Source organism: Roseburia hominis, from assembly GCA_040702975.1.
Lineage (GTDB): Bacteria > Bacillota > Clostridia > Lachnospirales > Lachnospiraceae > Allocoprococcus > Allocoprococcus hominis_A.
Window position 1 is genome coordinate 3,730,757 of record CP159990.1, and the last position, 25,464, is coordinate 3,756,220.

Here is a 25,464-nt window from a genome sequence, read left to right on the forward strand (position 1 = left end):
ACAAGAAGAAATTAAAATACTTGAAATTAACTTTAAAAAGGTTTTGAATGCATAATAATATCTATCCAATTATTTAATAAGCATTTTATTCGACACCACACTTGGCGAATAAAATGCTTATTATCTCCCAAAACTCTGCCACACACAGCAATCTACGCGCCCCAGCTCCACTTTACCCCGGTATACTATCCCTCACACACAGCGCCCCATACCCCACCTGCGGATTGGGATATTCTGTGAACCCCGGAAGTGGCCTCGCCCCGCGTCTTAAGTATGCCTTCACCTTCTCCCCATACAAAAACGAATCATTCCCCCGTACAATCCCCCATTCCATAAGAAGCGCCGCTCCTCCCGTCACAAACGGTGTGGCAAATGAGGTACCGCTCGCTGTCACCGTGCCGCCTCCGGCTGCGGTAGTCGTGACGTTCACCCCCGGAGCCACAAGATCCGGTTTGACCCTCTCCTCCACGCGTGTATACCCCCTCCCGGAAAATTCTGCATAGCTAAGTGTTCGGGCGTCATAGGCCCCCACGGAGATCACCCGGTCCGCGGTAGACGGAATGGTGAGCGTCAGCGTCTCGTTTGGCAGCAGGAAGCCCGTTCCACGATTCAGTACATTCTCGCTCGGCAGCCACATTTCATAAATACCTTCCACGATCCTGACAGGATTTAAAGCAATTTCCCACACACCTTCTGTAACATAGCTTCCCGTCGGCAGAAAATCCAGATAAATTTCCTGAGCAGTATTATAGGGACTCGGCTCGCCGTAATATAGGAGGATCTCTGTTCCTCCAATCCGGAACCTCTGCGGGCCAAGTATCTCCTGAATCGGCCCTACCCGCGTGCCGGAGGGGGAAATCAGGGAAATATCGACCTGATCCACATAAGATTTCCATATCTGCACGTTGAGCGTGGTCTGGCCTTCCTGCACCGCAAGCTGCACCCGCCTTTCTTCTCCCTCAATCAGAATCCCCGAAGTATGCCCCGCCGCAGCCGCCTCGTTTCCGGTACCGATGCAGATTACACTTTTCCAAAAATTAGAAATATCGTCAATAAACCTCTCGAGAAGCGATTTCCCATCATGTGAGCCATACGTCATGCCAATACTGATATTGACCGCCACCGGCATCTGCAGTGCCAGCGCCTGCTCCACCACATAATTCAGTGCCTGCATCAGCTCCGTAGTTCTCGGAAACCCGTCTTCCCTAGCGCGGCCGAGCTTCACGATCAAAAGTCCGGCGCCACTCGCCACTCCGCGGCCAAGCGGTCCGCTTCCCCGTCCGTTCCCCGCCGCAATCCCGGCAACTGCAGTTCCATGTCCCGACGTATCCTCACTGGGGACAATCTGCCTTCTTTCCTCCCGCGTAGACCTTAAAAGCGCCTCATTGATCATTTCCTCGGTGTATTCTGTTCCAAGCGCATACCCCAGGGGCGGATTTCCCGCGATGGTCTGGTCCCACAGACGATAGATTCGGGTACTCCCATCCTCCCACCTGAAATCGTCATTTGCATAATCAATTCCGGAATCCAGAACCGCCACCAGAGTCCCGCGCCCAAACAGATCCGTTACCGCCCCGCCATCTCTTTCTTCCGTATTTCCATTATATTGTACCTGCCCGGGCACTTGCATATCGGGAACCGCCAAAAAACGGGCTGTCTGCACTGAATTAATGCAGGAAGCCCGTCTTCCGTTTTCCACCTGAAAATATAATCGCTTCGGTTTTTCCACATACTCTACCTGAGGAATCAGGGACAGTCTGGGAATGTCGCTCTCTCTTACCACCACGATGGCATACTCATTCTTTAATTCCGTCACCTGCACAGCAAACTCCCGCACTGCCGCCAGAGAGCCGGAATACTTCACGATCAGTTCCCACTCTCTTTCAATCGGATCATACCCGATATCCAGATTCAAGGATTTTTCCCGTTCTTCCTCCGTGGCATCCAGGGCAAGATTCAGAAGATTTTCATTATTTTGGTCCGTCATTTTTACAAATCCTACGCTTCACTTTTATCATAATATATGATATCAGGTGACGCTCATGCATAAAATGTGGCCAGATTTCCAAATCTCCTTTGCAACCAGGACTCAATTCCACTCTTGCCCGCTCTCATTTTTCGCACTCTCTCGCCCACGACTCCTTAAACAACATTCCTCCTAGCAGGTAGCACCGCCAACCACGTTTTTCTCCAGAATCTTCTTCTTGTCAATTTTCTGATTCAACAGCTTATCCTGTACATAGTCAAATCCCAGTCTCGCGATCGTATCCGCAAAACGTTCTCCGGAGATTCCTTCATCGCGGAAGAACAGGATTGCGCTCTCTACCACATCGATCACCTCTTCTTCGGAAGTAAAGATCTTGTCCATCGCACGGCCTTCCGCCACGACCTTGCCCCAGCGTCCGCCGATGTATACCTTATATCCGGTCAGAGATTCATTTACCGCCCCAAACGGGCATTTGTCCACGCAACGTCCGCAATGGTTGCATGCTTCCGGAGCAATCTGAATCTTTCCGTCTTCCAGCTTTGCCACCTTGATCGGACAGCTATTCTGAACCTGGCACATCTTACAGCCCCGGCATTTTGAAAGGTCGATCTCCGGCAGGCGCTGGCCGATGATTCCTATATCGTTCAGGTTCGGTTTTACACAGTTATTCGGGCAGCCTCCCACTGCGATCTTGAACTTATGCGGCAGGGACACATCGTGATAGCCAACATAATACAGCTGATGCAGCTTTTCGGAAAGATCAAAAGTGTCGATCAGACCATACTGGCAGGTCGTACCTTTACAGGATACCACCGGGCGCACCTTGGAGCCGGTACCACCGGTCTCAAGGCCTGCTTCCTCCAGAAATGCAAACAGCGCTTCCAGATTATCATACGGCACTCCCTGAATCTCCAGAGTCAGACGGGTAGTCATCGTGATCTCGCCGGAACCGAAGCGCTCTGCAGCTTCCGCGATTTTCGTCTGCTCCTGGGCCGTTACCTTGCCGTTCCGGGTGATCACACGTACATTAAATACATCATCATATCTCTTATCCTGCAGGCAGCCAAGGCCTTTGACACGTTTAATCTCAGCCGCAGACAGCTTCTTCCCATTACGCGGCACCTTCACTTCATTGAAGAATGCGCCGCCCTCCAGAACCTTCGTATTCGTATAGCCATATGCTTTCAAACGGTTCTGCAGGAAATAGCCTCTCTTGCCCTTCGCACATACAAGCAATAGTTTCGCATCTTTTTCAAGCCCTTCGAGCGGTCCGTCCACCGAGGCCAGATCGATCCAGCGCGCATTCGGAATCGCCGGAGAGGGCTGTACATCCAACACGGTATAGCCTTTTGCAGCACCTTCGAGATACTCCGCGGGACTCATAGATGTAAATATATCGTCTATTTTATTTTCCAGAATATAACATGCAGTGACAAACGGGTGAATCGCAGTAGAAAATGGCGGAGCATAGGCAAAATCAAGGCTATCGAACTCATTAAGCGTCATTTCCTTCGTAATTCCCACAACAGCAATATCCGTCATCTTGTCGACGGCACCTGCACCTAACACCTGAAGCCCCAGCAATTTTCTGGTAGCAGTCTCAGCGATCATTTTCACAACAAAGGAAGAGGCCCCCGGATAATAATGTGCCTTGTCGTCTACCACGCAGATTGCAGAGGTCGTCTCATAGCCTGCTGCCTTCGCCTGCTCCTGGGTAAGTCCGGTCCGTCCTCCATTCAGATTGGAAAGCAGACGCACCACGCCGGTTCCCAGACAGCCGCCGTATCCATTTCCGATTCCGCTTAAGGCTTTTGCCATGGCGCGGGCTGCCAGATTGGCGGTAGACCCCATAGCCGACCACTGATTTTCACCGGTCATCGCATTTTTCACCATAGCACAATCACCAACGGCATAGACATCCGGCAGATTTGTCCGCATCTTTTCATCTACCAGGATGGTTCCCTTGAACATCTCAAGACCGGAATCCTCCAGAAATGCGGTCGCCGGACGGACACCGATTGCCATAATCACAACATCTGCTGCCAGAGTTCCGTTATCGGTGAGGACCTTCTCCGCTTTTTCTACGCCTTCTATCCCTTTCAGACTGGTAGAGGTAAGCACGTGCATTCCCGCTGCTTTTAACTGTCTCTTCGCATAATTTGCCATCTCCGGATCAAACGCATTCGGCATGATCTGCGGCGCCATATCGATCACAGTCACTTCCAGCCCCAGCGCCATCAGATTCTCCGCCACCTCAAGGCCGATGAACCCGGCACCACATACAACGGCTCTGCGGCATTTTTTCTCTTCTATGTATGCACGGGCCGAAACGGCGTCGTCCGGCGTGCGCACACAAAATACACCCGGAAGCTTAATGCCGTCTACAGAAGGTACAAAAGGCACTGCGCCGGTGGCAATAATCAGTTTATCATAGGTATCCGTAAACGTCTCGCCGGTGGCCCTCTTCAGACAGACTGTTTTCCCCGTACTGTCAATTTTAATCGCCTCGCACCCTGTAGCGACCTCTGCACCGGTTAGTCCGGAGTATTTCGCCGGTGTATTGACGATCAGGCCTTCACGGGTCGGGATATCCCCGCCTATGTAGTAAGGAAGACCACAGCCTGCATATGAAATATCCTCACTTTTGGTATAGACCCTTACAACAGCATTCCGGTCGCAGCGTTTCAGCTTCGCGGCCGCTTTCGTGCCGGCAGCTACACCCCCAAGAATCACATACTTTATCATATTTTTCTCCTTTCGCACCTCGGGATTACTAGTTATTTCCATTATAATACTTACCGCCCCCAAATGACAATTGTAAAATAATATGATATCTGCCCCTTATTTTCCAAGCATTTTTTCGCAGCCTCCGGCGATTTTGCCTGCTTTCAATCTGATATTTCCTGGCCTTTTATTTCTGACCTACTATTCCTTCCCCTCATCTTCAATCGCTAGCGCAATCTCGCCAATCACTGCATCGTTTCCCCCTTCCGAAATATCTTGAATTTTCAGCACGAAATCCTCCCCTTCTGCATAAGCAAAGCGCCATAAAGAATCCTGGCTGCCGTACTTGGTAACCGTATTTCCTTCTTCATCATACAGAACCGGCGCCACATGCTCCGAGAGACCATTTTCCGAAAATTTCACATAAATTCCTCCCGGTGTCCGCAAAACATATTCCAGCGAAATCGTACCAGTAACCTGCCGCATTTTCATTGGTTCATTATTTGCCAGGTCAACTGCGACCTGAAAATCAAATTGGAAATATTCCGAAAATTCGCCTGTTTTTTTATCAGTAAGAACAGCGGGCTGTCCCTCTTCCGTCACGATTTCCCTTTCATCGCCAAGATATCCCGCTACCCCTGCCATACAGATATCCACATGCAGATCCTCGCTATTTTCACTTAGCAGCCCATCAGGCAGCATAATGACGGATCGTCCCGCGAACACCCCATTTTCAGCCTTTCTAAGCACCAGATTTTCCTCCGGTAGCACCTCTTTCCCATTTACTTTAAATGCGGATTCTCCCGTTATCTCCAAAGTATCGTCATGAACCCAGTCCGATTCTTTCATACTTTCGTCATCTGTATTTAATACAAAAAATAAATATAAACATTTCCCATCACAAAAATAATCTGTCACCTCCATACTTCCCTTTTCTGCCGTGGCTATTACCGCTTCCGCCGGCTGACTATATTCCCCTGCCTTCTCATATAAAGTCTCTTCCTCTTTCTGCTCCTTCGTTCCCTGCACGGACTGAATTAATAAGGTAAATGTTTTCCCTATGACATTCTTCGCCAGTGCCGTACCGGAAAGCGTAATGCAGCAGATCATCAAAGCTGCCGCGATTGCGTACCGTTTTCCTCCAAACCGTCTCCTAAAGACCTGATTTTCCGGATACGTTTCTTTATCCCGAATCATCTGATAAGTCTCCTGAATCCTCCGTTCTGTATCAGCCGGAATTTTAGGAGAAACATTCGCATTTCCATAATAAATAGAATTTATTTTTTTTCTTCTCATAACCATTTTCACTCCTAACTATTGATCGTTACCCATTCTTTTAATATTGACCGCCCACGCCTGAGTCTGCCGCGAACGGTGTTTTCATTTATTTCCAAAATCTGACTGATTTCGCGCGTAGTCAGGCATTCACCGTAATATAATAGGAAAATCATTCTGGAATCCCCGGGCAGTGCATGCAGCATTTCCCAAAATTCAAGATCACTTTGAAATGCTTCCGCTCTCTCCGGAACTTCAGCTACCGGACTTACACATTTTTGCGTTCGCAGGATCGATTTACACTTATTCATGAGGATCCGAATAAGCCATGTCTTAAAATAAGAGGTCTTTTCCAATTCTCCAATATGCTCATAAGCGGAAAGTATCGTATCCTGCAAAGCGTCTGCAATATCCTGTTCATTACGCAAAAAGCTGCGTGCAATTCTGTACATACTTTCTTTATTCCGTTCCATTAATTGGATAAATGCTTCCTTATCTCCTTTTTGTGCCCTCTTCACTAAGAAAACCATACTATCACCCCCTTTTTTTCCTATCACATTTGCATCTACACTTATTAGATGCCCAAATGTCTCTTTTTGTTTTCCATAAATACAAATTTCATAATACTTTTTGTCACAAAAGCGATTCTTTCCGCCCTCTCATGCCCTATAATTCAAATTGTATATTCCTTTTCAATGTGCCTTACCCTTATGTTTCTTGATGAAAATTTTCGCTCTTTCGCAAATTTTTATATTATTCTACAATTTTTCACAATTATATGCATTTACAACAACTCTTCCTATACTGTAAAATAAAATCGAATATTTTTTAGGCAGCCGCCAAATTTTAAAGTCAAGCAGGAGGTCCCCCTATGAATGTAGATCATAAAAAGACAGCCGTAGATGATGATTCTATTCTCTACCAGAAACGCGACGATTCTTTCAAAAAAGAAGATTTCAGTAATCTTTCCCCAAAACAGAAGTTTGTCTATTTCAAAGATTATTATTTGAAATGGATCATCATTGGTGTCATTGTACTTGCAGTCATTTTTTCCCTGCTGAACACCATGGTCTTTAACCGGTCAAATTATGTTGTATCTCTGACTTTTTTAAATGAATGTGAACTGGAGAAAACCGAAGAATTGTCAGCCGATGTCAAAGATTATCTGAAAGCCACCGGAAAAAATGATACTGTCACAATCAGTAGCTTTAACCTGAACCAGCACCAGATGGAGATGGCATATTTTGCGCAGGCTTCCGCCGGAACCATTGATCTTATCGTATGTTCGAGGGATTATTTTGAGGAGGGCGCCGCGCAGGGCTCATTTGCCGATTTAAGTGAACTTCTTCCCGAACAGATGTATGAAAGCCTCGCTTCCTCAATTTTGAGCGCCAGCGAAGCCGAGTTCGACGATGATGGCAACCCTATCAGTTATCAGGATCCCGCGCCCTATGGAATTGATATCTCCTCAAGCAGCCAGCTTGAAAAATACGGTATTGGCGGGACAGATGTTGTCCTTTGTATAGCCCGCAACGCAGATCATCAGGACACGGCGATAAAAATGGTTTCCTTCTTTACCGATGCCAATTAAATAACGGATGAGCAAAACGCCCCTGCGGCCAAAAATGCGCAGGGGCGTTTATAATATCCATCCTATGATTTTACGAATTCCGGTTTGCAATGAGTGCGCGCGCCGCCTCATAATCCTCTTTCCGCACATAAATCCTATATGCATACTGCATCTTAGAGGCAGTACCCATACTCCCCGTATACGCACGGGAACCACTGATTGGCACCGGAGCATCCATTCGATCATCCGTCACAATCTTATAATCAATATGATTCTGACTCAGAATATCTCTGATCTCCCCCTGATATTTCATGTCGTATGTAATAATGAGTTCCCTGCGGTTTAACATCGTAATCATAGTCTTACTCCTCTCTTCCCGTTTAGCAAAGCTATTTAACGTATAAAATTAGTTCTCTGAAATGGTTCTTTCTCCGGAATACCATATTTCTCTTTTCCCAATGCAATACTCTTCATGAGGAATGCCATATTCTTTGCCAGAGTCCGCATAATCTGCAGCCCTTCTTCATCTTGCACGGCCTCCCCGGCATTATTGCCATGAATACTGTTCCAATACTGGCCGGACGCCACCGGCATACCGGAGATTGTAAAATATTTATTCAACTCATCAAACGTGGAGGAAAGTCCTCCTCTTCTTGCGGATACAACACTGGCCCCTACCTTCATCGTCTTATCAAAACCTGTACTGTAGAACAGCCTGTCCAAAAAGGCAACCAATGTCGCATTTGCGGAAGCATAATATACCGGGCTCGCAACTACCATACCGTCGCACTCCTCAAATTTCACCGCTGTCTCATTGACCAGGTCGTCAAAAACACACTTTCCTGTATTGTAGCAGGATCCACAAGCAATACAGCCCCGGATGGCTTTATTGCCCACATGCACCCATTCCACTTCAATACCTTCTCCGTCGAAAACCTTCTCCATCTCATGCAGTGCCGTATAACAGCTGCCTTTAGCATGAGGGCTTCCGTTAATCAATAATACTTTCATTTGTTTACGTCCTCCTATAAACTTATTTTATTATTTTTTTGTAAATTTTTCTCCCGCGACGCACTTATTCAATACAATACTCTGGTTTACCTATAGTCCATAATGCATGGTTAAACTTTTCCAGACACTCTTTCGGCTCATTCACAATCCTATATAGTTCGTCCATTCCATAAACATCAAAAATAGTTCCCCATATCTCATTTCCCATAGTATATAACCGGGGCTGGGCAAGCAGCTTCTCTACCCCTCCCGGCTCCTCCTGGTGATACAGACTCAGCCAATATTCACAGATCAACGTATCCACCTCGTCCCTGGTTTTGATTTCACCCATATGTATTTTCTGTATTGTACCTTTTAATTCAGAAAATGACTGTTCAAGTTCAAGGTTCAAATAAGCAATAGATTCTTTATCCAATCCAATATTGGACGACAAGTCCTCATACATCTTCTTCGACAAAAGCCCTTGTGCATTGTTCGTGAACTTGATTGCCAGACCTTCTCCTGCAAAACACTGCAAAAAATATCCCTCTATATCCTCAGTCTCAATATGTATATTCTGATTATAAATCAAATGATGCAGTTCGTGAGCAATAATTTCCTGAAAATCTTCCATAATCTCTTGCTCTTTCATAAGCCTGAGTACATCAAAATGAATACCATTTTGATAAGGATATCCAAAAGAACGTCCGATTCCGCAAGTAAAGACCACCTTGCATTCCGGAATCGTATAACCTTCCGGGAACCCCTTTCGCGCCTGTTCATAAGCTGCAAATATCTGTTCGTCATTAAAATTTTCTAAGAATTCACAAATTCTATCCTCATACTCATCAACATGGAAATAAAAATCCAACCAAAAACAATGATGTTGGCAAAGATCCTCGTTCTCTATTTGCCCACTTTTCAAATATTCAAAATTTAAAAAATATCTAATCATCTCTTCCCGTGAAAGACGGCCTTGGTATCTTCCAAATTCAAAAAGATAATCCTCATGGGAGAATACTCTCTCCACCTCTGCCTGGTCTATTTCTTGTGCCTTTTTCTTCCGAAGTATCTGAAGCACTTCAAAAACAGATGATTTGTGAACACTAATCTTCATGATTCCACCTTTTAAATATAGATTTTCTCCCCTAATTTCATAAAATAACACACGCTATGATATCCGGCGTTCTCATACAGCACCGCCACAATCTCCCGCATTTGCTGGTTCAATCTATGATAAACCATCTTCTCTTCCCACGGAATTCCCAGTATATACTCCCTATGACATGCGTTCAGCGTCTCTAAAAACGCATCAAACGAAGCAGCATCTCTCATACGAAGTCCAAAATCGCAGGAAACATACGCCGTTTCCTCTCCGTTTTCTCTGCACTTATTGAGCATATAACCGATTAACTTCCCGTCCTTCGCCTTTGCATACCGATATTCTTTCCAATACACTGCATCGGCAGCATTATTTTTAGAGACCACCCTTCTGAAACTAAGCCTCCCATACTTATCATAGTCTTTCACATAGACAGCCTTTTCCTGCTGCCTTTCGCTCCCCGGCTCCGCCGCCAAAAGAACCTCCGTGTCAAACAAATGCTCCCACACCGTTTTCTGCACCCGCTCGTAAGGGGTCGGAAACGACAGCCTCTTCACAATCTGCTCTACACTATATCCCAAATCCGCCAAATGCCGAATCGCCCCGCCGCTCGCCGCCTCGTGAGTGAAATTAGACAACGCTTCTTTAAAATAATCCTGCTTAGCCATGCCACCTCACCCCAACTTTACTTCTTCTTCCTTCTTTTGATCCGTTCACATGCTGGCAGAACTCCAGGCTTTGACGCCTCATGATGTGATCTGCACGCCTCGCAGTTACCATGCCTTTCGCACCTTCTTCTGCACGGACACTTCTCGTTTAATCTAACCGCGTGATTTTCCATTATAAGTTTCCAACCGCCTTTCCCTTTTCGTCAGAATCTTATTCTTTCCGATCCCCGGCATTCTTAAACCTCTTTTATAGCCTTCCGTTCTTTCCCATCAATATCCCCAAATCTCATACGCCGGATATTCATGGCTAAAATGGTATCCCAACTTTTCCGCCAGTCCTACTGACCATTTATTTTGCGCATCCCAGCTTGGATACAGATTTCTCTTCATACATTCCAGAATGAGCCTCGCCCCGCACACCGATGCAAGGGAACGTCTGCGATACTCCTCCTTTGTATTGATCTCAACCTCAATTCCGCCCCGGTATGTCGAATAGGAAGAGGCACCTGCCACCGGTACACCATCCTTCGTCACCACTACGCCAAGCCCCATCTTTCGGAATTCCTCATACGTGTCATAATGCGATGCCCAATCCTTGCACCATTCCCTCCCCCGGGACCAATTGTATACCTCTTCATCAATCAGCTTGACCTTAAATCCTTCCGGCACCGATTCGGCAATTTGCTGAAGCTTCTCTCTATCGAAAATCCCCGGTTCCTTCTTGATTGCGTACCGGGTCACTGCCTTCGCCTTCTCCTTATAGCAAGATAGAATCAATTCTCCCCATTTTTCATTCTGCGGAACCATAATCATAAAATCCTGGCTGCACCACTTCGGCTTGTACCTCACCAGCTCCTCACAAGGCTCTCCTGCAAAAAAGCTAAAATCCCCCAAGATGGCCATCACCGCTGACGGACGCTCTCTGTCATCTACATACAGTTCTCCCATGACCCCTTGCAAACAGGACCAGATCAGAGATTCCTCCCAGCCTTCAAACAGTTTTTCTGCCCGCCTGGGCTCCTCCAACAAGTAAACCATGCTTCTTCTCCCTCTAATTGAATCCCACAATCCTTTGCGCTACAATATACGCCAAAGAAGATATCTTCCTTCCGGATTTCCCCGGCAAATTCATAGTCTGTCCCAAAATACCATATCGAATCTTCCAGTATGTCCGATAATCCCGCTTTTTCAGATACGTCCAAAGTTCTTTTTTCTTTTCCAGATTTTCCTCTTTTTTTGAACGAATACATAATATAGAAGAAACCGTCATCATGATCGCCAGATAATTCGTCATATATGACCGGAGCTTTTTATTGGTAATCTTACCCATCTCATACATGTCGATCATGGTTTTCGTCACGAAAATCTGCTGGTCCACTCGTCCGATCATCACCTTCTCGTTCACCGACTGGTCTTCCCGCCCAATATAATACCGATAAAAATCCAGGTTCATATAATAAAGCTTCCGCACATGCGGCAGCGGATAATACACATAAATATTATCTACATAAAACGTATGCTTCGGTAATTGCAGCTGGCACAATTTCAGAAAATCCGTCCGATAAATCACCGAATGCATCAAAATATACTGTCCCAGATGAAAACGGCCGACCTCATCCCATTTTATAATCTGATTTTCCGGAAGCACATTCTTATAATCTATCGTTTTCTTGTGCTCCATCCCTTCCTTTTCATAGACATAATTGGCAATCAACATGTCCACTTCCTTCTCCCGGGCCTCAAACTCCTTCATCTGCTGAAGAATCTTCCCGAGAGCCTCTGCATCTACCCAGTCGTCGCTGTCCACGACCTTAAAATATTTCCCCTGCGCATGGCTAAGCCCTACATTCACTGCATCGCCATGCCCTCCATTCTCTTTATCCACCGCATGTATAATGGACGGATATTTTCCCTCGTACTCGTGCGCAATCTCGGAGGTCCGGTCTTTAGACCCATCATTGACAATGATAATCTCCACGTCCTCGCCGCCCACGAGAATGGACTCGATTGCACGCTCCATATATGCCTCCGAATTATAACACGGTATTGCAAATGAGATGTATTTCATACTTTATTTCCTCCAACTTTTACCAATTCCTGGCAGTAATCTACTCAGTTCTAAAGATAGTATAGACTATTTTTACCCGGTTTTCCAACAAATATTGTAAAATTAAGAATTTTCCGATATAGTATTATTAATAAAAGGAGGACATGAATATGAATCATAATCTATTAGTAGGACAATCCGGCGGACCTACCGCCGTTATCAACGGAAGCCTGTACGGAGTAGTTACCGCTGGCCTTAAAAATCCCGACATTGACCGTGTGATCGGAATGGTCAACGGAATCGAAGGTTTCCTTGCCGGCCGCACCTTAGAGATGGAACCTTTGAAAGAAAATGGCGAGCTGGAGCGTATACGCACCACTCCGGGTTCCTTCCTTGGTTCTTGCCGTTATAAACTCCCGGAAGATTTATCTGATCCGGTATACCCGGAGCTTTTCAAAAAATTTGAGGAATACGGCATCGGTTATTTCTTCTATATCGGCGGCAATGACTCCATGGATACAGTCAGCAAGCTTTCCCGCTATGGTGCTTCGATCGGAAGTACCTTAAAAGTAATCGGCGTTCCCAAGACCATCGACAATGATCTGGTAGAAACGGACCACACACCCGGATTCGGCAGCGCCGCAAAATATGTGGCCTCCACCGTTCGGGAGATCGCCATCGATGCCTCTGTCTATGACAACAAAAAGTCTGTAACAATCGTAGAGATCATGGGGCGCCACGCAGGCTGGCTGACCGCAGCCAGTGCCCTTGCCCGCAAATTTGAAGGGGACAACCCGGTGCTGATCTACCTGCCGGAAGTGGCCTTTGATCCGGATGCCTTTATCGCAAAAGTTCAGGAAAAGCTGGAAAGTACCCCGAACCTGGTAGTCTGCATCTCCGAAGGTATCAACGACGGAAAAGGCACCTTCATCTGCGAACTCGCAAGCGATGTGGGCGTGGACAATTTCGGTCACAAGATGCTCACCGGCTCAGGCAAATACCTGGAGAATCTGGTAAAAGAAAAACTCGGCGTAAAAGTTCGCTCCGTAGAGCTGAATGTCTGCCAGAGATGCTCTTCCTCCTGCCTGTCCGCTACCGACTTAAATGAAGCCGTGGAATCCGGCAAATATGCTGTAAATGCCGCTCTTTCCGGCGAAACCGGCAAGATGATTACCTTTGTCCGCAAAAATGATGCTCCGTATGAACTGGAATTCGGCACCGCAGATGTAAATATAATCTGCAACATGGAAAAACCGGTTCCTGCCGAGTGGATCACCGAAGCAGGCTCTGACATCAGCGAAGACTTCATCACCTATGCCAGCCCACTGGTTCAGGGTAAGGTAGAAGTTCCGATGAAAGACGGACTTCCCTACTTCGCATACCGCAAATAATATCTACCGTGTATCCTAAGCACCTCTGGCAAAAAACACTTTGTCGGAGGTGTTCATAATTTGTTCATTTATCTTTCAAAAATCTTTCATTTGTTACACACGTTTTTTTCACAAGTCTATTCTATACTAGTAGTATCAAATGACAGACGATTAGCAGTTAACCATTATTGGAACAAACTTTTTCATAATACATGCCGGGGATTGAGAAATCAGTTGCCCGGCATCCTCCCTTTTTTGGAAACACCTATTTGTATGATTCAGTCTCATACCTCTCTTCCTCCTCTCTATTCAAACATTTTTTCAATCTCACCACAACAATTGCACACCCTGCCGTCAAAATTCCAAATACCAGAATACCTACAGCAACCACTTGCGACACCCCTGCTTCTGCCTTTCTTCCGCCCTTTCCACTGCTTCCTGAAAACCTTTGAAATAAATTCATTGCCGGATCACTGAGTTTATCCAACGTTGTCTTAGCATCCGTAACTTGTATTGAAATCATTTTGTTACTGATATTTCCTGCCGCATCACACGCTTCTGCCTGTATCTCATATGGCCCCGGTTCTTTTAGCGTATTGCTGAACACACCATTCCTCATCTTTTTTTGGCGAACTCCGTTGACCCATATTGTACGAAGCTGATCTGCCGAATCTTCTGTCATGATCTGCAGCTGTAATTCTTCCTCATAAATATCGCCGTCACTAACCTCTTTTTTTGTCCCGGTCTCAATGATCTGTATCACCGGTGCTGTTCTGTCTATTCTAAATTCCGCCCGCTGTTCAGATATGTTTCCCGCCGCATCTACTGCTTTAAAGAACAGGGTGTGTTTTCCTTCTCTTTTCACTGCTTTTCCCGGATAAAACAGTTTCCCATCCAACTCCGCCTGTATAGAAACAGTCGTAAAATCAGTAGCCAGCTTATCCAGTTCCTTTTCCAGATTAAATTCTCTCCTGACACTTCCAGCTATCCCTTCCGGCAGGCACAGCGCAGGCGGTGTCTGATCGATAATCACCTGCCTATCCATTGTACTTGTGTTCCCAACTATATCAGTCGCAACGAGTATTAACTTATAAATGCCATCCTGTTCCAGCGTAATCTCTGCCCTCTTCCCTTTCGAGGTATCTGCCCATGTATCCACTGTATGTGTCTTTTTCTCTCCATCCGGCAAAGTCTGTTCTAGTATAGCTTCCGTGCCGAGTAATTTATTATTATCCTTCACCGAAAATATGGCCTTTATCGTTTTATTCGATATCTGATATTCACCCACACCGCTGATTGTCACTTGCGGTCCTGTCCGATCTATGTACAATTTCATATTCTTTTGTACACTATTTCCAGCAAGATCTACTGCCTTTATAGAAACATTCACCGGTTGTCCATTCCGGGATTCTTCCTGAACCAGAAAAGACAAATCCTTTTTGCTTTTTGAAGAATACTTCTTCCCGCCGCAACTTGCCTCAAAGCTCTTTATTCCACTTCCCTCATCAAAAACAGCAAGCTTTACAGTGATTGCCTTCTGATACCACACCTCTGTATTTTTGGGAGAGACCACTTGCAGAACCGGCACTGTGCCATCCACTTTCCAGCAATATTCCTTTTTCCACATGACTATCTTTTGCATCACATCTTCCTGCTGATTTTCTGTGTCCTTCACCAGAACTTGTTCCTCATCGCCTCCTGTGCTTTCATTTTCTTTTCCGTTTTCTTCCCCCTCTCCCTCATCCTTTTCCGGACTATCTGTTTCACAAGGTATACCCAAGGGCATCCCGTATGGCCATTCGGCCGTTTCACAAGGTACCAATTCGACCTGCAGTTTCCAGATTCCATCCCCGTCCAGTCCAGACCATTTTTTACTACTCTCCTCCCCCTTCAGCACACCTTCTTCTTTTCTTCCATCCGGATAAACCAAGCAATAATGCGTCTCAAATCCCAGGTCCTGGTGAAAGAGCATAATCTGTGGCATATGCAAATAATAACCGTTCTCCCCCTCTGCCTTTTCATATTGCACACGATATCCCTTAATCTCCGGTGTTGGCTGCAAATCCGGCGGGACATCAGAACCAGCCTTATCGTCATCAGGAATTTCTTCATCAATACCAGCTGCTTCTTCGTTGTCCGCCGCCACTACGTTTCGCATCGAATGTGCATACCCATATTTACAACAACAGATCACACAAATTGTCAAAAAAATCAACAACATTTTCATTTTCCTATCCATACTTCTTCCCCTTCTATCTTAATCTCGTACTCCGTTATCAGCTTCTGAAATTCCGGATTCTTTTCCAGCTCAGGTACCGCTTTTATTGCCCTTTTCACTGTTTCCGCACAAATCTCCTTCTCAATACCCTGATCCCTTAAATGCCTTTCGACGTAGCGTGTCCAGATTTGCTCTGAATCCGGCACCTTCTCCACCGACTCCCGGCAAATTTCCCATACTTTTTCCGCATCGTCCAACTCATCATACAAATCTTCCAATTTCAAATATAGTACCTCCAGCCTGGCAGTATCACTCTCTAATTCTTTCACTCTCTCATACTCTGCTACCGCTTTTTCCGGCTGTTCCAGCACCTCATAGGCTTTGGCCAAATATTCTCTTACATTCTGTTCCCTTTTCTTTGCATCCTCTCCCGTTCCCCAACACGCCGCTGCAGCAAGCCTTCCTGCTATTTTCGCCACCTCCTGCCAGGCATCTTTCGTATCAAGAATTCTATATGCCTCCAAAAATGGCAGACCATACAGATATTCTTTACCTTTAATCCAACTGCTTACTTCTTCACTCTCTAATTCTTTTCCGCCTTGTTCCACTGCCTGCTCCAGTTCCCGCTTTACCTGATTTTCATTTTCTCCCTTCTGTATATATTTCTCTATAATCAAATAGACTTCTGCCACCGCAAGCTCCTCTGCTGCCGTTTCCAAATAAGCATTCCCCTGCCCATATTCCTGCATTTCCTCACAATATAAAAGTCCTAATTCCAGCTGTAGCCCTGCTTCCCGGACCGACTGCTCTTCCGCCATACCTTCCCCCTTCTCCTTTTCTTCTGTTCCTGTACCCTCCTCTCCTTCTTTTTTTAACTCTGTTGCTTCCTTCTCCGAAGCACTGTTTCCCATCACAAGAACGTTCTTTTGCTTTGCCTGAGGTCCCTTCTCTTTCCTTCCCCACAAAGTAGCTGCCATTATCACGACTGCCAGTAGGATCAGCCCTGCTTTTTTCCTCCTCACGTACAGATCTCTCCTGCTTTTCCCACCTCCTGGCTCCTGGTACTCCTCTATTTTCCTTACGTTCTCCTCCGTGCGTCCCCGCTGCCTTCCTTCCGCCAACGTGTTAAACTCCCGGCGAAGTTCTTTTAATCCCTTAATTTCTGCTGCTTTCCCTTCCAGGCAGCGACCGATTACTTTTTGTATACTTCGTTCCTCTCTCCTGGTGAACTCTCCTTCAATCCGGCATTTTTCTGTCATGAACTGCAACGTTTTTCCAAGTCCATAGGAATCATCCTCGCGGCTCACTTTTCGGGAACGTACATGCTCCCATTTCACAAACAACGCCCGTACATTTTTCTTCTGCATTCGCTCTACCAGATCCTGATTGTCAGAATCATCTACATCAAGAAGCCTTACTATGCCCTCAGATGTCACAACAACAGCATACGGGTTCATACTCCCATACGCCTTTTGATCTTCCCATTTATAATACCGCTCCAGCTGCTGCAAAAGTTCCACACACCACCTAAGAAATTGCTGTTTCTGAACCGTCCTCGCTTCTTTCACATACTGCATCATCGTCCTGCCTTCTACATAATCACTCACCATATGGCAGTATCCACTTTGATCCACAAACCGGAATACTGCATATTCCGTACGTTCTGCCAATCTATTCCTCCTATTCTACCGTTTACGCCGCTTTTAGGCGTACTATCATCTATGCATACTATAATTGGATAAATAATTCAGAACAATTCTCCGGCGCCTACTATGATAACATTCAGGAACAAACCGATCTTCCCAAATGCGGTCCCGGTAGAACTATATCCGGCATCGACCGGATTCTGACATTCGGATTCTACTGCCGAATCCATCTTGATTTTCTCTTGAATTAGAGAGTTGTTTGAGAGTGATTCATATATTACTACCACTTTTTAGAAATGGCAAGAGAAAATATTGCACAAAATTTCCACGTGAAATCCTTCCAAAATTCCTTTACAAATACCGGAAAAGCCCTTTCCTTCTGGTCTTCACCCCTTTGTACAATCTGCCAGCCCCTGTCTACATCTTCTATTAAGGCCAAATTTCCTCTTGTCCACTGGACACTTAGGTATACCCAAAGGGCATCCCGTATGGCCATTCGGCCGTTTCACAAGGTATGCTTGGCAACAAAAATACCGCATACTTGTCACTCTATCAGCAACAAATATGCGGCAAAATATACATCATTTTCTCTGAATTTTTACATCAATTTCCGGTATATCAAACCCGTATTTACCTCTGCGGCCATTCAGATTTGGCAATCTGCCGGAAAATTCTATTCGTTAATTCCTACTCCGTGGTGACCTGGTTTGTACAGGTGACGCGGAATACCATCTACCATGACCGGAGATACATCTCCCTGAATCAGCGGTTTTACATAGGTAATGAACTCATCTGTTACATAAGTTCCTTCTTCGTTCACCCATTCTCTCGGGACAAGACGCTCATCGTTCGCGATCTTATGCACATCTTTGACCTCAGTTCCGCACTGATACGGATCATCGGAAAGACGAACAAGTACGACCATCTTTCCGCTGTCGCCTTCGTCTGCTGCTTTAACAGCCGCACCACCAACCTGCTGTGCCTCCAGGATATCCACACGGGAACTGCAGTGGGAAGCCGCTCTTTGAAGTGTGCTCAGTTCAATCGCACGAGTCTTGCAGCCAACCTCAGCAGCTACATAATTTGCAAGGTAAGCTGCAGTACCGGAGAGCTGCTTGTGTCCGAATGCGTCTACAAAGTCAGAGCTTGCACCCAGTTCACATACATAGCGTCCGTCAGCCAGCTTGATTCCTTCTGAAACAGCAACTACTACGGATGTCTTCTTAGTAAGCAGGGTTTTGATACGTGACATGAAATCATCAAGATCAAAGGTCAGCTCCGGAAGATAGATCATATCCGGTCCCTGGCAGTCTTCGCCCTGAGCCAGTGCTGCCGCTCCGGTAAGCCAGCCTGCGTTACGTCCCATAATCTCAACGATGGTAACAAGACCTTTTTCATATTCCAGACAGAAGCTGTCGCGGATAATCTCTTTTACAGAAGTTCCGATATATTTTGCAGCACTTCCGAATCCCGGTGTATGGTCAGTCAGTGCCAGGTCATTGTCAATCGTCTTCGGACAACCGATGAATTTCTGCGGATGTCCCTTAATAATCGCGTAATCAGACAGTTTTTTGATGGTATCCATAGAGTCATTACCACCAATATAGATAAATGCTTCGATATCCAGCTTATACAGAATCTCGAAAATCTTATCATACAGTTCCATATTCTCATGAATCTCCGGCAGTTTGTAACGGCAGGAGCCAAGATAAGCCGCCGGTGTTCTTTTCAAAAGTTCTGCATCCAGTTCATTTGTAATGTGCTCGGACAGGTCAATATAGCGCTCTTCCAGAAGTCCCTGGATTCCATGAAGCATTCCGTATACTTTTCCTGCTCCACGGTCTTTTGCTGTACGGTATACTCCTGCCAGACTTGAGTTAATTGCCGCAGTAGGACCTCCTGACTGTCCAACAATTACATTTCCTTTCATAATTCGTACCTCCATATGTCTTTACTTATATAATTCGTATATCCAACACGTCTATTTTAGTGCATGAAGCCGGGTTTGTCCAGTGAAACCCAGCCATTTTCGTTATTTTTCTATCATTTCCCCTGGTTTTTCATCTGTTCCATTCAACATTTCTTACATAAACCATACCTGCTGATTGGTCGTCGATACGGAAAATGCCCCTGCATCCAACGCATTTACCACATCCTCCCGATCTGCGATCAGACCGCCCGCAATAATCGGGACCTTGCTGTCCTTACAAAGTCTTCGGATAATCTTCGGCATCACGCCAGGAAGAATCTCAATAAAATCCGGTTTCACACTCTGCTGCCGCTGTACATTCTCAAGAGCCAGCGAATCCAGCACGAAAAACCTAAGTACAGTGCAAAATCCCAGCTCCTTCGCCCGCGGAATCAGTGGCGGCTTTGTCGTAATGATTCCATCCGCCTGAGTATTCTTCTTGATGAAATCTACTGCAATATCCTTTGCACTTAACCCCTGTATCAGATCCATGTGCACGAACACGGTCTTCCCGGCGTCTTTCGCTTTTTTCACGATCTGTGAGATATTACAGATATCCCCGAACAAAATAAATAAAACCCGTATTTCTTCCGCATCACAGCTTACCTGCAGTCCTTCCTCATCCTTGACAGCCGCAATCACAGGGCTGCCTTCCAACATATCAAAAACTTTCTGATCCATTTTTTTCGCTCCCTTTATCACATTTTCCATAAAAAGCATACCATATAAGAAAATAAAACTCAATTTTTTTGAATAATCAGGGATAGATTTTCTGAATCAGATAGGGTATCCTTAGACTTAGGTGCACCTGGCAGCCATGATGATAATTCACTAAATTTTCACTTTGACATATATGGCACCAAAACACCGATATATTAACCGGCTCAGAAAGGAACCCTGCTATGAATGAAAGTCAGTTCGTTAAACATGAAATCTCTCCGGTATACGACGAAACCTCCCGTATATTAATTCTGGGAAGCTTCCCCTCCGTAAAATCCCGTGAAAACAAATTCTTTTATGGTCATCCCCAGAATCGTTTCTGGAAGGTTCTGGCACAGCTTTTAGAGGAACCGCTCCCCCTTACCATAGAAGAGAAAAAATCGCTCCTTCTCTCCCACCATATTGCACTCTGGGACGTGGTGGATTCCTGTGAGATCACCGGTTCCAGCGACAGCAGTATACGAAATGTGACCCCCTCCGACCTCACCCGGATTACAACCGCTTCGCCTATACGCCACATTTACACAAACGGCGGCACCGCCGACAAATTATATTGCAAATACTGTTTTCCCATGACGCAGATGGCAGCCATACGCCTTCCTTCCACCAGCCCTGCAAATGCTGCATGGTCTCTGGAACGCCTGCTTGGGGAATGGAGGGTCATTCTTCCTGATTTAGTAATTGAATAAAACAGTTGAAAAATAAAAATAAATATTTTAATTTATTACTTGACATTCCAATCATATTGCTTTATAATAATTATTGCTGTTGGATAGAAGCGATTCTAAAAACGGTATGTGCGCTTAGCTCAGCTGGATAGAGCGTCTGGCTACGGACCAGAAGGTCGGGGGTTCGAATCCTCTAGCGCACGTCATAAAAACCTTGCAGATCTCTGCAAGGTTTTTTATTTTCATGTACATATTTGGCCAAAGCCTCATCGCCCCTCATCTTAGCTGCTCAAACACTACCGTCCCCCTTTCAGCCCGGATTCTCTTCCTTAGATTCACAAGCGTTTTCTTATTTTTAAAAGCGCAGATGACAGGCAGGTCCCTAAATACCTGTTTTTCCTGTCATCTGCGCAAAGGATACACACGTTTATTCCACTATTTTCTTCTAAGTCTAAGGCTGCTGAGTCGCTACATACCCCCTGGTGCGCTCGATTGCGCCAATCTCTTCCAGGGTAAGCAAAGTCCTGTATACGGTGGCAAGACCGATATCCGGGTCGCGCTTCGCTGCTTTGTAGTAAAGTTCTTTTACACTGGTACATTCTTCCGCAGTCATCACATCAAGTACAATGCGCCTTTGCTGCGTAATACGTTTGCCCTGGCTCTTCATTTTCCTGATGATCGCTTCCTTCTCCCACATCTTCCTTCCCTCCGTATTCCTGTTTTATTGCTTTTCCGTATGAATATAATGGCAGGCGCCTCCGCAGTGGCTGCAGTCACCGCCGCAGCCCTTCCCCTGTTTTTTATCGTTATGCATGCTGCGGATCGCAAGAGCTACCGCCGCCAAAACCAAAACTCCAACAACTAAAGTTCCCATTATGCTTTCGCCATTCCTTTCATTTTCACTTTCAAAGTCTGACTCTCTTTATGCGGACGGAACAAAAGATATAGGAATGCAATTACAAGCACTACTGCTACTACCGTTCCGACGCCAAATCCACCGCCTGTAAAGAAGGTTCCCAACTGATATACGCAAAGTGATACAATATATGCCAGCCCTGTCTGATATCCGATCGCGAACCAGAACCATTTTGCATTGTTCATCTCTCTTTTGATCGCACCCATAGCTGCAAAACAAGGAGCACACAGAAGGTTAAATACCAGGAATGAGTACGCCGCTACTGCCGTCATACTTCCCGCAAGCTGTCCCCAGATCTCTGCGCCGTCTTCTGCTACTTCTGCAAATCCAAACAGAATACCGAAGGTACCAACTACATTTTCCTTCGCAATAAGACCAGTTACCGCTGCAACTGCCATCTTCCAGTCTCCCCAGCCAAGCGGTGCAAAAAGCGGTGCCACAATACTGCCGATAGAAGCCAGGATACTGCTGTCAAGCTGCTCTGCCTCCAGCATTCCGAAAGAACCATTTGCCCAGCCAAAGCTCATCAGGAACCACAGAACGATGGTGGAAAGCAAAATGATGGTTCCGGCTTTCTTGATGAAGGACCAGCCTCTCTCCCACATGCTTCTAAGTACGTTGCCTACGGTCGGCAGATGATAAGCCGGAAGTTCCATAACGAACGGCGCCGGATCGCCTTCGAACATCTTCGTCTTTTTCAAAATAATACCAGAGCAGATAATTGCTGCGATACCTACGAAATAAGCGCTCGGTGCAACCCATGACGCCCCGTCAAATAACGCACCGGCAATCAATGCAATGATAGGCAGCTTCGCGCCACAAGGTACAAAGGTGGTCGTCATGATCGTCATTTTACGGTCTCTGTCATTCTCGATCGTTCTTGACGCCATGACTCCCGGAACACCGCAGCCGCTTCCAATCAGCATCGGGATAAATGATTTTCCTGACAGGCCAAATTTACGGAAAATACGGTCCATGATAAATGCGATACGCGCCATGTATCCACAGCCTTCCAAAAATGCCAGGAAGATGAAAAGTACGAGCATCTGCGGAACGAATCCAAGTACCGCGCCCACACCTGCAACAATACCATCAAGAATCAATCCCTGGAGCCAGTCCGCACAGTTCATCGCCACCAGAACATTCTCGATTGCCGGCGGAATAATCTCACCAAACAGAACGTCATTGGTCCAGCCTGTGACAAAGTCTCCAACGGTAGAAACCGATACATAATATACGACCCACATTACGACTGCGAAAATCGGGAGTGCCAGGAAACGGTTGGTCACGATCCTGTCAATCTTGTCGGAGGTGGTCATCTGTCCTTTATTAGCTCTCTTGCAGCAGCCGTCAATGATCGATGTGATATAGCTGTAACGTTCATTGGTAATGATACTCTCGGAATCGTCGTCCATTTCCTGTTCCACTGCTGAGATGATTCCTTCCACATTCGGCTGAGCTTTCATCGTATCAGCAATCTTATCATCACGTTCAAACAATTTCACGGCATAGAATCTTCTCTGTCCCTCCGGAATATCACTTCCAAGACAGCTCTCGATTTCCTCCAGCGCGCGCTCTACTCCGCTGTCAAATTTATGTACCGGAGCTTTTGCTGATTTATTCGCAGCCGCTTTTACCGCTTTCTCTGCCGCTTTATCGATCCCCTCATTTTTCAGTGCCGAAATTTCCACGACCTCACAGCCCAGCTTCTTTGCGAGCTGACCCACATTGATGCTGTCTCCGTTCTTACGGACGATATCCATCATATTGATCGCCATAACTACCGGAATTCCAAGCTCCATGAGCTGCGTGGAAAGATACAGGTTCCTTTCCAGGTTGGTTCCGTCTACAATATTCAGAATCGCGTCCGGTCTTTCCGTGATCAGGTAATTTCTCGCCACCACTTCCTCCAGTGTATATGGAGACAGGGAGTAGATTCCCGGCAGGTCCATGATGATCACATCTTTATGATTCTTTAATTTTCCTTCTTTCTTTTCTACGGTAACGCCCGGCCAGTTTCCTACAAACTGATTAGAACCGGTCAGCGCATTAAACAGCGTTGTCTTTCCACTGTTCGGATTACCCGCAAGTGCAATTTTTACTGACATTTGATATACTCCTTCATTCCTTGATGTTATCTTTTGTAATTAGTATTGGCTAACTATCTGCCTTTAAAAAAATGTGCGTTGCACTTTCACTGCACAAAGGTTGTTTATTTAAAATAGAGTGCACTTTCAGGACAAAAGTTAGCACCTGTTAACCTTGAGTTAAATAAATTATTGTACCTCGATCATCTGTGCGTCCGCTTTTCTGAGCGATAACTCATAGCCCCGCACTGTTACCTCGACCGGATCGCCAAGCGGCGCCACCTTGCGCACATAAATGCTGGTCCCTTTCGTAATACCCATATCCATGATCCGGCGTCTCACCGCACCCTCTCCATGAATCTTCACAACAGACACGGTCTTTCCGCACTCCGTCTCACGTAAACTCTTCATAACTGCTCTCCTTCCTGCTGTTTTCTTCTGGTGCAATGTACCTCTGACATTCAGCCAGCAATCTTATGCGGAACGTCAACGATACACGGCACCAGCCAAGTTACAACACTACACCATAATTTTATTCGCCATCTCTTTACTAATCGCGACACGGGATTCCCGGATATTCACGATTACATTTCCTCCTGTCTCCGACACAACCTTCACATCGGATCCTTCCACGAACCCAAGATTCTCCAGAAATCTTCTGACTTCCTCTTTTCCGCCTACACGCTTTATCGTGCCTGCTTCGCCTGTTCTCATCATCGTTAACGGCATCATGAATTCCTCCTTCTCCCATGACTCTTATCAGTAAGTGATAGCTAACCTATTATTCAAAAAATATGGTTAGCTTTTTCTAACCACCTATAAAGTTAGCACAAACTAACTTATTTTGTCAATACCTTTTGAGAATATTTCTTAATATTTGTATTTTTTGTGAAAATGTGCTATTCTTTTAATGTTAGAAATCTTTTATTTGCCAAAATATACAAACACCTTGTTGCCGTTTGTGCTGTTCTAATCCGCCTGTGCATAAGAAGCCACGATGCCTTGGCAGATAACCAGACAAATTTTTCCCGGCACCTAAAAAAGTATTTAAAAACAGGAGAAACATCAAATATGAAAATTCAGGAATCCGCAGAAAACTATCTGGAAACCATTCTGATTTTAAACAAACGTTTAGGCCAGGTGCGTTCCATTGATATTGCCACTGAGCTTGGCTTTTCCAAACCCAGTGTCAGCGTAGCCATGAAAAATCTTCGGCAGAACGGGTACATTTCCGTAGACCCTGATGGCTACATCGCTCTTATGCCGCCCGGACGTAAGATTGCAGAGACCATTTACGAACGTCACACTCTGCTCTCGGAGTGGCTCACTTCCCTCGGAGTAGACGAGCAGACCGCTGTTGAAGACGCCTGCCGCATGGAACATGTGATCAGCGCCACAAGTTTCGAGGCAATCAAGCAACACGTAAATAAAAACAGCTAGACCGAGACGAGTGTCCACTGGACGTTCACTTAGGTATGCATAGCAAACAAAGAAGGATCCGCTGGCC

24 protein-coding genes and 1 tRNA gene are annotated in these 25,464 nt (G+C 45.8%); 5 read left to right on the forward strand and 20 right to left on the reverse strand.

The features are described 5' to 3' along the window. Nucleotides 1–172 precede the first annotated feature (172 nt). The 4 genes from ABXS75_17215 to ABXS75_17230 all read right to left on the reverse strand — a co-directional run bounded on the left by ABXS75_17215 (nucleotide 173) and on the right by ABXS75_17230 (nucleotide 6,516). Nucleotides 173–1,987 carry a S8 family peptidase gene (locus ABXS75_17215; GenBank protein ID XCP84765.1) on the reverse strand — a complete coding sequence of 605 codons (1,815 nt, stop codon included), beginning with the start codon at nucleotides 1,985–1,987 and terminating at the stop codon, nucleotides 173–175. Between the two features lie 171 nt (nucleotides 1,988–2,158). Next, nucleotides 2,159–4,729 (reverse strand): FAD-dependent oxidoreductase, encoded by a 2,571-nt coding sequence (locus ABXS75_17220; GenBank protein XCP87188.1) that lies wholly within the window; start codon nucleotides 4,727–4,729, stop codon nucleotides 2,159–2,161. Between the two features lie 183 nt (nucleotides 4,730–4,912). Continuing rightward, nucleotides 4,913–6,007: a DUF4179 domain-containing protein gene (locus ABXS75_17225; protein ID XCP84766.1), complete on the reverse strand. Its 1,095-nt coding sequence runs from the start codon at nucleotides 6,005–6,007 to the stop codon at nucleotides 4,913–4,915. Nucleotides 6,008–6,021: 14 nt separating this feature from the next. Next, nucleotides 6,022–6,516, reverse strand: coding sequence for an RNA polymerase sigma factor (locus ABXS75_17230; protein XCP84767.1), 495 nt, complete (start codon nucleotides 6,514–6,516; stop codon nucleotides 6,022–6,024). Nucleotides 6,517–6,857: 341 nt separating this feature from the next. Between ABXS75_17230 and ABXS75_17235 the strand changes: the two genes are divergently transcribed. Continuing rightward, nucleotides 6,858–7,577 (forward strand): hypothetical protein, encoded by a 720-nt coding sequence (locus tag ABXS75_17235; GenBank protein XCP84768.1) that lies wholly within the window; start codon nucleotides 6,858–6,860, stop codon nucleotides 7,575–7,577. A gap of 70 nt (nucleotides 7,578–7,647) precedes the next feature. Here the strand turns inward: ABXS75_17235 and ABXS75_17240 are convergent, their stop codons facing one another. The 6 genes from ABXS75_17240 to ABXS75_17265 all read right to left on the reverse strand — a co-directional run bounded on the left by ABXS75_17240 (nucleotide 7,648) and on the right by ABXS75_17265 (nucleotide 12,384). Continuing rightward, nucleotides 7,648–7,914 (reverse strand): hypothetical protein, encoded by a 267-nt coding sequence (locus ABXS75_17240; protein ID XCP84769.1) that lies wholly within the window; start codon nucleotides 7,912–7,914, stop codon nucleotides 7,648–7,650. A 35-nt stretch (nucleotides 7,915–7,949) separates the two neighbouring features. Continuing rightward, nucleotides 7,950–8,567: a flavodoxin family protein gene (locus tag ABXS75_17245; protein XCP84770.1), complete on the reverse strand. Its 618-nt coding sequence runs from the start codon at nucleotides 8,565–8,567 to the stop codon at nucleotides 7,950–7,952. Nucleotides 8,568–8,631: 64 nt separating this feature from the next. Then, nucleotides 8,632–9,663 (reverse strand): DUF5700 domain-containing putative Zn-dependent protease, encoded by a 1,032-nt coding sequence (locus tag ABXS75_17250; GenBank protein ID XCP84771.1) that lies wholly within the window; start codon nucleotides 9,661–9,663, stop codon nucleotides 8,632–8,634. Nucleotides 9,664–9,674: 11 nt separating this feature from the next. Then, on the reverse strand, nucleotides 9,675–10,316 hold the full coding sequence (locus ABXS75_17255) for a hypothetical protein (GenBank protein XCP84772.1): 642 nt from the start codon (nucleotides 10,314–10,316) through the stop codon (nucleotides 9,675–9,677). 270 nt (nucleotides 10,317–10,586) lie between these two features. Further along, a complete protein-coding gene (locus ABXS75_17260; GenBank protein XCP84773.1) occupies nucleotides 10,587–11,354 on the reverse strand; it encodes a GNAT family N-acetyltransferase in 768 nt (255 codons plus the stop codon). Nucleotides 11,355–11,367: 13 nt separating this feature from the next. Continuing rightward, nucleotides 11,368–12,384: a glycosyltransferase family A protein gene (locus tag ABXS75_17265; GenBank protein ID XCP84774.1), complete on the reverse strand. Its 1,017-nt coding sequence runs from the start codon at nucleotides 12,382–12,384 to the stop codon at nucleotides 11,368–11,370. A 149-nt stretch (nucleotides 12,385–12,533) separates the two neighbouring features. Here ABXS75_17265 and ABXS75_17270 point away from each other — a divergent pair, with 149 nt between their 5' ends. Beyond that, complete coding sequence (locus ABXS75_17270; GenBank protein XCP84775.1) at nucleotides 12,534–13,754, forward strand: 6-phosphofructokinase; 1,221 nt, start codon at nucleotides 12,534–12,536, stop codon at nucleotides 13,752–13,754. Between the two features lie 244 nt (nucleotides 13,755–13,998). Here the strand turns inward: ABXS75_17270 and ABXS75_17275 are convergent, their stop codons facing one another. From ABXS75_17275 to ABXS75_17295, 5 genes are all read right to left on the reverse strand, one after another. Continuing rightward, nucleotides 13,999–15,972 (reverse strand): Ig-like domain-containing protein, encoded by a 1,974-nt coding sequence (locus ABXS75_17275; GenBank protein ID XCP84776.1) that lies wholly within the window; start codon nucleotides 15,970–15,972, stop codon nucleotides 13,999–14,001. Then, nucleotides 15,957–17,621: a hypothetical protein gene (locus ABXS75_17280; protein ID XCP84777.1), complete on the reverse strand. Its 1,665-nt coding sequence runs from the start codon at nucleotides 17,619–17,621 to the stop codon at nucleotides 15,957–15,959. The genes ABXS75_17275 and ABXS75_17280 overlap by 16 nt, the downstream gene beginning before the upstream one ends. A 77-nt stretch (nucleotides 17,622–17,698) precedes the next feature. Then, entirely contained in the window at nucleotides 17,699–17,827 is a 129-nt protein-coding gene (locus ABXS75_17285; protein XCP84778.1) for a hypothetical protein, read from the reverse strand. A 443-nt stretch (nucleotides 17,828–18,270) separates the two neighbouring features. Continuing rightward, entirely contained in the window at nucleotides 18,271–19,527 is a 1,257-nt protein-coding gene (locus tag ABXS75_17290) for a 6-phosphofructokinase (GenBank protein ID XCP84779.1), read from the reverse strand. A 153-nt stretch (nucleotides 19,528–19,680) separates the two neighbouring features. Then, a complete protein-coding gene (locus ABXS75_17295; protein XCP84780.1) occupies nucleotides 19,681–20,247 on the reverse strand; it encodes a glycerol-3-phosphate responsive antiterminator in 567 nt (188 codons plus the stop codon). A gap of 221 nt (nucleotides 20,248–20,468) precedes the next feature. Between ABXS75_17295 and ABXS75_17300 the strand changes: the two genes are divergently transcribed. Beyond that, nucleotides 20,469–20,975, forward strand: a complete 507-nt coding sequence (locus tag ABXS75_17300; GenBank protein XCP84781.1) for a DNA-deoxyinosine glycosylase — start codon at nucleotides 20,469–20,471, stop codon at nucleotides 20,973–20,975. 108 nt (nucleotides 20,976–21,083) lie between these two features. Continuing rightward, nucleotides 21,084–21,157, forward strand: a tRNA-Arg gene (locus ABXS75_17305). A 248-nt stretch (nucleotides 21,158–21,405) separates the two neighbouring features. Here ABXS75_17305 and ABXS75_17310 read toward each other — a convergent pair. From ABXS75_17310 to ABXS75_17330, 5 genes are all read right to left on the reverse strand, one after another. Further along, complete coding sequence (locus ABXS75_17310; GenBank protein ID XCP84782.1) at nucleotides 21,406–21,651, reverse strand: transcriptional repressor; 246 nt, start codon at nucleotides 21,649–21,651, stop codon at nucleotides 21,406–21,408. A gap of 24 nt (nucleotides 21,652–21,675) precedes the next feature. Continuing rightward, a complete protein-coding gene (locus ABXS75_17315) occupies nucleotides 21,676–21,828 on the reverse strand; it encodes a FeoB-associated Cys-rich membrane protein (GenBank protein XCP84783.1) in 153 nt (50 codons plus the stop codon). After that, nucleotides 21,828–23,978 carry a ferrous iron transport protein B gene (gene feoB / locus ABXS75_17320; GenBank protein XCP84784.1) on the reverse strand — a complete coding sequence of 717 codons (2,151 nt, stop codon included), beginning with the start codon at nucleotides 23,976–23,978 and terminating at the stop codon, nucleotides 21,828–21,830. The genes ABXS75_17315 and feoB overlap by 1 nt, the downstream gene beginning before the upstream one ends. Nucleotides 23,979–24,146: 168 nt before the next feature. Next, nucleotides 24,147–24,368, reverse strand: a complete 222-nt coding sequence (locus ABXS75_17325) for a ferrous iron transport protein A (GenBank protein ID XCP84785.1) — start codon at nucleotides 24,366–24,368, stop codon at nucleotides 24,147–24,149. 108 nt (nucleotides 24,369–24,476) lie between these two features. Continuing rightward, the gene (locus tag ABXS75_17330) at nucleotides 24,477–24,689 is read right to left on the reverse strand and encodes a FeoA family protein (GenBank protein ID XCP84786.1); all 213 of its coding nucleotides are present in this window, start codon (nucleotides 24,687–24,689) and stop codon (nucleotides 24,477–24,479) included. A gap of 339 nt (nucleotides 24,690–25,028) precedes the next feature. Here ABXS75_17330 and ABXS75_17335 point away from each other — a divergent pair, with 339 nt between their 5' ends. Then, on the forward strand, nucleotides 25,029–25,397 hold the full coding sequence (locus tag ABXS75_17335; protein ID XCP84787.1) for a metal-dependent transcriptional regulator: 369 nt from the start codon (nucleotides 25,029–25,031) through the stop codon (nucleotides 25,395–25,397). Nucleotides 25,398–25,464: the final 67 nt, after the last annotated feature.

Bases quoted from the DNA above. Each gene is read 5' to 3' on its own strand.
- ABXS75_17215 (XCP84765.1), bottom strand. From the start codon at position 1,987: ATGACGGACCAAAATAATGAAAATCTTCTGAATCTTGCCCTGGATGCC.
- ABXS75_17225 (XCP84766.1), bottom strand. From the start codon at position 6,007: ATGAGAAGAAAAAAAATAAATTCTATTTATTATGGAAATGCGAATGTT.
- ABXS75_17230 (XCP84767.1), bottom strand. From the start codon at position 6,516: ATGGTTTTCTTAGTGAAGAGGGCACAAAAAGGAGATAAGGAAGCATTT.
- ABXS75_17235 (XCP84768.1), top strand. From the start codon at position 6,858: ATGAATGTAGATCATAAAAAGACAGCCGTAGATGATGATTCTATTCTC.
- ABXS75_17240 (XCP84769.1), bottom strand. From the start codon at position 7,914: ATGATTACGATGTTAAACCGCAGGGAACTCATTATTACATACGACATG.
- ABXS75_17245 (XCP84770.1), bottom strand. From the start codon at position 8,567: ATGAAAGTATTATTGATTAACGGAAGCCCTCATGCTAAAGGCAGCTGT.
- ABXS75_17250 (XCP84771.1), bottom strand. From the start codon at position 9,663: ATGAAGATTAGTGTTCACAAATCATCTGTTTTTGAAGTGCTTCAGATA.
- ABXS75_17255 (XCP84772.1), bottom strand. From the start codon at position 10,316: ATGGCTAAGCAGGATTATTTTAAAGAAGCGTTGTCTAATTTCACTCAC.
- ABXS75_17260 (XCP84773.1), bottom strand. From the start codon at position 11,354: ATGGTTTACTTGTTGGAGGAGCCCAGGCGGGCAGAAAAACTGTTTGAA.
- ABXS75_17265 (XCP84774.1), bottom strand. From the start codon at position 12,384: ATGAAATACATCTCATTTGCAATACCGTGTTATAATTCGGAGGCATAT.
- ABXS75_17270 (XCP84775.1), top strand. From the start codon at position 12,534: ATGAATCATAATCTATTAGTAGGACAATCCGGCGGACCTACCGCCGTT.
- ABXS75_17275 (XCP84776.1), bottom strand. From the start codon at position 15,972: ATGGATAGGAAAATGAAAATGTTGTTGATTTTTTTGACAATTTGTGTG.
- ABXS75_17285 (XCP84778.1), bottom strand. From the start codon at position 17,827: ATGGATTCGGCAGTAGAATCCGAATGTCAGAATCCGGTCGATGCCGGA.
- ABXS75_17290 (XCP84779.1), bottom strand. From the start codon at position 19,527: ATGAAAGGAAATGTAATTGTTGGACAGTCAGGAGGTCCTACTGCGGCA.
- ABXS75_17295 (XCP84780.1), bottom strand. From the start codon at position 20,247: ATGGATCAGAAAGTTTTTGATATGTTGGAAGGCAGCCCTGTGATTGCG.
- ABXS75_17300 (XCP84781.1), top strand. From the start codon at position 20,469: ATGAATGAAAGTCAGTTCGTTAAACATGAAATCTCTCCGGTATACGAC.
- ABXS75_17310 (XCP84782.1), bottom strand. From the start codon at position 21,651: ATGTGGGAGAAGGAAGCGATCATCAGGAAAATGAAGAGCCAGGGCAAA.
- ABXS75_17315 (XCP84783.1), bottom strand. From the start codon at position 21,828: ATGGGAACTTTAGTTGTTGGAGTTTTGGTTTTGGCGGCGGTAGCTCTT.
- feoB (XCP84784.1), bottom strand. From the start codon at position 23,978: ATGTCAGTAAAAATTGCACTTGCGGGTAATCCGAACAGTGGAAAGACA.
- ABXS75_17325 (XCP84785.1), bottom strand. From the start codon at position 24,368: ATGAAGAGTTTACGTGAGACGGAGTGCGGAAAGACCGTGTCTGTTGTG.
- ABXS75_17330 (XCP84786.1), bottom strand. From the start codon at position 24,689: ATGATGCCGTTAACGATGATGAGAACAGGCGAAGCAGGCACGATAAAG.
- ABXS75_17335 (XCP84787.1), top strand. From the start codon at position 25,029: ATGAAAATTCAGGAATCCGCAGAAAACTATCTGGAAACCATTCTGATT.